General features: G+C 41.9%; 6 protein-coding genes and 1 pseudogene. All 7 read right to left on the reverse strand.

Going from position 1 to position 5,032, the window contains the following annotated elements; translation table 11 throughout:
* Window positions 1-348, reverse strand: a pseudogene (locus HT730_RS10140) (hypothetical protein); the annotation flags it as partial.
* A 232-nt stretch (window positions 349-580) separates the two neighbouring features.
* On the reverse strand, window positions 581-799 hold the full coding sequence (locus tag HT730_RS10145; protein ID WP_173307519.1) for a YSIRK-type signal peptide-containing protein: 219 nt from the start codon (window positions 797-799) through the stop codon (window positions 581-583).
* A gap of 15 nt (window positions 800-814) precedes the next feature.
* Complete coding sequence (locus HT730_RS10150) at window positions 815-1,561, reverse strand: peptidoglycan recognition family protein (protein ID WP_173307520.1); 747 nt, start codon at window positions 1,559-1,561, stop codon at window positions 815-817.
* 9 nt (window positions 1,562-1,570) lie between these two features.
* Window positions 1,571-2,986 carry a cholesterol-dependent cytolysin pneumolysin gene (gene ply, locus HT730_RS10155; protein WP_173261657.1) on the reverse strand — a complete coding sequence of 472 codons (1,416 nt, stop codon included), beginning with the start codon at window positions 2,984-2,986 and terminating at the stop codon, window positions 1,571-1,573.
* A gap of 10 nt (window positions 2,987-2,996) precedes the next feature.
* Window positions 2,997-3,407, reverse strand: a complete 411-nt coding sequence (locus tag HT730_RS10160) for a hypothetical protein (RefSeq protein ID WP_069187618.1) — start codon at window positions 3,405-3,407, stop codon at window positions 2,997-2,999.
* Window positions 3,400-4,008, reverse strand: a complete 609-nt coding sequence (locus HT730_RS10165) for a hypothetical protein (protein WP_173307521.1) — start codon at window positions 4,006-4,008, stop codon at window positions 3,400-3,402. The genes HT730_RS10160 and HT730_RS10165 overlap by 8 nt, the downstream gene beginning before the upstream one ends.
* A 12-nt stretch (window positions 4,009-4,020) precedes the next feature.
* A complete protein-coding gene (locus HT730_RS10170; RefSeq protein WP_031222784.1) occupies window positions 4,021-4,479 on the reverse strand; it encodes a DUF4231 domain-containing protein in 459 nt (152 codons plus the stop codon).
* Window positions 4,480-5,032: the final 553 nt, after the last annotated feature.

The following is a 5,032-nucleotide window of genomic DNA, read 5'->3' on the forward strand; positions in this document are numbered from 1 at the left end:
CGATAGAGGATAGCTACCTGAACCATTTGTGTAGTCTGTAATTTCCTCCGCTGTTTCCTTGGTTTCTTGATTTTCTGCTGGTGCTGGCATTGCAGGAGGGGTTAGTTGCCCCCTACGACCTCGTCCTCGTCTAGGAGTTGAGCTTGCTTCACTCTGAGTCGCACCACTTCCTTCTCCAAGCTCAGCTGGAGATGTGAGTCCACCAGCCAAAGCCTTGTTGACCTCCTCAGTCAAGGTTTTCATGACTTGAACCTGGGCATTGACCTCCTCTTGACTGGAGTTTGGATTTTCAAGAACAGCTTTAGCTTGTGCTAGACCTGCTTCTACACGAGCATGGAGTTCTTTCATAGAGTCCAGTGTCAGATTGGTAAGCAGAGCTTGCAGACTGGCTTGCGCAGACTCGGCAAGTGACTTATTTACAGTAGGACGGCTTGCCTCTGCTTGGTTCTCTTTCTTGCCTTCTTCGCTATCTTTTACTAGAGACTTGTTTTCATTTGAAACTTCTTGGTTTTCTCGATTACCTTGCTTAGATTGTTCAGGCTGACTAGGGGCTGTATCAGGACTTTCTTCACTTAGCTCTTTAGATCCCCCCCCCCGAGGAATCGCTTACAAGGGCGCTGGTTCTAGTCATTCCACTCTCTGTCGCTGGGGAAATTTCAGGTGTTTGTGCCTGTACTGTCCCGTTGGCAAAAAACATCAGCGCCGCAACGGCAACGCTGGCAGCACCGAAGTGGTATTTCCTTATTGAGTAACGAAAAACCTTTTCCCCTTTGTGATCTTCTTTACTTTTTAGTTTCATTCTTTCTTCCTTTTTCTATTTGATTTCTTCTGTATAGTCTAGTGCGATCCAGCCCCTACCCGACTTCAACAAGCCCCAAGTATAGCCATCTGCTTCTTCTACCTGCATGATGGTAAAAGTCCCAAGAGGACAAAAACCTTGGTCAGGATAAGCCAGACCTGGACCTGTTCGGATGTAGAGGTCATCATCCACTACACGCACTAGGCGCTCTTCATTCCCATCTCGAGGCTGTTCCTCTTTTGAAACTTGGAAACTATCTCCAGCAAGAATCTCAGCCGCCATCTGGATGAGTCGATTGAGATCAATCCCACCAGGGCAATCTGTAGCTGTAAATTCTTGATGAGGATGGATGGTCTCACGATTGATTGGTAAATTATAACGATTACAAATATCTGCAATCAAACGTGCTGAGTTCCAGTAAGTTTCCTCTGCAATCGTCCAGTCAGGTCCTCCACGGTTATTTAAGTGTTCAATACCAATCGAACGCTGATTGACCTCATAGTTGCCAGCATGATAAGCGACGCTCTCTTCACCAACACACCCCCATATCTTATCAGGAGTCACCTGATAGTGAGCAGATGTGCCATGACCTGTAGAGACATACCAAGTACTTCTAGCCCCCTCATCACTCAGCCCACCATTATGGTGGATGACAATAGTATCAATATCAAGGCGATTTTGATCGCTATTCATGATTTCCTCATCCACATCTGTGATAAGTCCTGAAAACAAATCGCCCTTCACTCTTTTTGTCGCAAGCATTCTTCTCTCCTAGTCATTTTCTACCTTATCTTCTACCTGAGGATAAAGAGTCGTTCCCCAAATAGAAATCGTCCGCTTACGCACTAGGGGCAAATCGGTTTTTTCATAAACCGTACGCCACCATTCCCAGGCAAGTCCGGTACACTCCCTAATTTTGATAGAGAGATTGCGAACATTCCCTTTTAAAGGAATACTAGTGGTAAAATGAGCCGTCAAATCCTGGCCATTTCTGTCCCAAGCCTTAGGAGTCAAGACTTCCTTACCTTGATAATCATAGGATAATTCATCCCAAGTAATGTAATATTGGGCAACATAGGCACCACTATGATCCAAGAGTAAATCTCCGTTTCTGTAGGCTGTCACCTTAGTCTCAACATAGTCTGTACTGTTTTGAAAGGTCGCAACTACATTGTCCCGTAAAAAAGAAGTTGTATAGGAAATCGGCAAACCTGGGTGATCTGCTGTAAAGCGACTGCCTTCTTGAATCAAGTCCTCTACCATATCCACCTTGCCTGTTACAACTCGGGCACCCGAACTTGGGTCGCCCCCTAAAATAACCGCCTTCACTTCTGTATTGTCCAAAATCTGCTTCCACTCTGTCTGAGGAGCTACCTTGACTCCTTTTATCAAAGCCTCAAAAGCAGCCTCTACTTCATCACTCTTACTCGTAGTTTCCAACTTGAGATAAACCTGACGCCCATAAGCAACACTCGAAATATAGACCAAAGGACGATCGGCAGAAATTCCTCTCTGCCTCAAATCCTCTACCGTTACAGTATCTTGAAATACATCTCCTGGATTTTTAACAGCATCTACGCTGACTGTATAATAAATCTGCTTAAAATTAACAATCTGAATCTGCTTTTCGCCCGAATGGACAGAGTTAAAATCAATATCAAGAGAATTCCCTGTCTTTTCAAAGTCAGAACCAAACTTGACCTTGAGTTGTTCCATGCTGTGAGCCGTGATTTTTTCATACTGCATTCTAGCTGGGACATTATTGACCTGACCATAGTCTTGATGCCACTTGGCCAACAAATCGTTTACCGCTCCGCGAACACTTGAATTGCTAGGGTCTTCTACTTGGAGAAAGCTATCACTACTTGCCAAACCAGGCAAATCAATACTATAAGTCATCGGGGCACGATCGACCGCAAGAAGAGTGGGATTATTCTCTAACAAGGTCTCATCCACTACGAGAAGCGCTCCAGGATAGAGGCGACTATCGTTGGTAGCCGTCACGGAAATATCACTTGTGTTTGTCGACAAGCTCCGCTTCTTTCTTTCGATAACAACAAACTCATCGGGTAGCTGATTCCCCTCTTTGATGAAACGATTTTCGATACTCTCTCCCTGATGGGTCAAGAGTTTCTTTTTATCATAATCCATAGCTAGTATAAAGTCATTTACTGCTTTATTTGTCATCTTCTACCTCCTAATAAGTTCCTGGATTGAGTTGCATAAACTCAGACTTGTTCAGTGAAATCAGCTGTGGTTGGACTAGGTGATCCAAAACTTCCTCGTACAATTCTTCTGAGACATTGCGTCGCCGTCTGGCTAGATAAGAAGTCGGAATGACCGTATTATCCAACATAAATACCTTATCTAAGTCAATCAAGGTTGGTCTTGTAAAAGGATTACGAGCTAAATCCGGCTCTTCTATCATAAAGTTCTTGACCAAACGTCTGGTCAAGAGAGCTGGTTTGAAGGTCTGATTTTTAACTAACTCTTTGTTTTTAGTCATGCTGTTGTCAATACAAATATACATATGATTCTTCACAGCCAAATCGCTACTAATAGTCGGAAAAGGCAAATAAAGAGCCACAACATCTCCTCTCTTAATCAAGCAAGAGCACCCCCTTTTCTCCTAATGTAACATAGACAGGATTGACCAAGTCTTCTGATTGACTCAGTGCTTCCAAAGTTTGAGTTTGACGCCCTGTCAATTTAGTAGCATCTTGTCTCTTCAATACAAAATGCTTGTCGCCAATTACCTTGACACTATAATCCTTCTCCAAAGCTGACTGGTAAATCCACATCAGATGTTGTCTGTCCTGAGAACTCAAGAGAGAAGGATGTTCAAGCCTCCCGACAGCCTGATAAAAATCAAAAACAGGAGCCAACTCCTGCCAATCTGACTGGCTAGTTGTCAAGGCTAGAAAAAGGGCTTTGCGAGCTGATACTTCTTGATTAGCCTTGAGAGTCCCCTTGCCCTCCAAGTTTTTTAAAAAGTGGGAAACTCCAGAAAGCAAATCTTTCTCTAACTGCGAGAAATAAAAACCTTGCCTTCCCAGACATAAGTCTCTCAAGTCGCTTTCTCTAGCAAATAAGAGTTCAAACAGTTGATAATAAAAGAAAAATATCTGGCACTGAGTTGCGCTCATCTTTTCCTTGTCGGCTTCTTTTTTCAACCAGAGCAAGGGCAATAGGTAGCTGGATTGATACATTTCCTCCACCTCCTATTCTTTTTTCTCTGGAGCATCTGCACTAGCTGCCACTTCTTTTGACTGGATACTTTCCCACTGGTTGATTTCCTCTGAGATAAGACCTTCGCATGTCTTGACAAACAGGGCAAAAGCTTTGGTTTTTCCTGCATATTTCTCCGTTTGACATTGATAGAGGAATTTTTCTCTCTCCAGGAGTTGCGCAGTCTTTTGGTAAGAAATCCAGTGTTCCTTGGCATTATACAAATTGAGAATCCCCTCACACAGCAAACCGAGACTGGATAAGGCAACCGAAATCAAACGGTAGCGATCACCTGGCATAGGAATAGCACAAAAAACAGCTATGAGAAAACCTGCCACGATTTCTGTTATTTTTAATACCTTATAGCGTCTACGATGTTGAACGCTTTTCTTTAAAAAATGAGCTATCTGTACGTCCAATCGATCTGTCAGGTACATTTCTTCTGGCGTCATGTTCGTAACTCCTTTTTATCTATTCATTCTATTCAAAAAACTAGGGTAACTGTCTAGTAGGCTTAGCAATTATTAATCATTTTGTCATGTTTTTTAGGAAAGGAAGTTTCATGTTTACATCTAGCGGAAAAGATCGTTTCTCCTACTAGCACAGTTTATCTAGCTTAATCATTATATCATAATCGGGACAATAAAACTTACTTACTTACTTACTTACTTACTTACTTACTTACTTACTTACTTACTTACTTACTCATGGTAGCTGATTTTATCAATGATTGCAAGCTCTGTATCTTGAAATGTCAGAATTATTAATTTTTTGTTACATACTGGTTTTTGCCATTGTAAGAAGGAGTTGCTTGATTTTTTATAGCAGAATGAAGTAATAACTGAATAAATTATTTGAGAAATTCAAACTAATTTTTAACAATATTTTATAAACCAAGGTCTACTATTCTAGTTTCAATCTACTATACCGTTTTCATTATGATTCTATCTCTCTTAAATCAAAGTTAAAATCTCCTATTTAGGTAGAGGTAGCTATCCTCTATCG

This window comes from Streptococcus sp. k-628 (assembly GCF_013277475.1).
GTDB lineage: Bacteria > Bacillota > Bacilli > Lactobacillales > Streptococcaceae > Streptococcus.